Annotated in this window: 1 protein-coding gene; it reads right to left on the bottom strand. The window is 58.3% G+C overall.

Annotation, left to right across the window (positions count from 1 at the left end):
• Positions 1-204, bottom strand: a 204-nt coding sequence (locus CXF97_RS14075; protein ID WP_157830901.1) for an immunoglobulin-like domain-containing protein, incomplete at both ends; no start/stop codon positions are given.

Raw genomic sequence — 204 nt, 5'->3', positions numbered from 1 at the left:
ACGGTCACTGGTGAGCCAGCGGCGTTGGTCAATGTCGCGGTGTAGGTGATCTGGCCACCTTCGGCCACGGAACCGGTCGCACTCAGCGACAGATTTGTAGTGTCGGAAACGTCGGTTACAGAAGTCGAGACCGGAGTCTTGTCCGCCACCAGATCTTCGAAGTTGCCACCGCTCACGTCAGTGATCGAGTTGGTGATTGGAGCG

It is taken from the genome of Pseudomonas sp. Choline-02u-1 (genome assembly GCF_002836515.1).
Taxonomy (GTDB): domain Bacteria; phylum Pseudomonadota; class Gammaproteobacteria; order Pseudomonadales; family Pseudomonadaceae; genus Aquipseudomonas.
The sequence above is the reverse complement of the archived record's forward strand: the minus strand, read 5'-3'. Positions and strand labels throughout refer to the sequence as shown.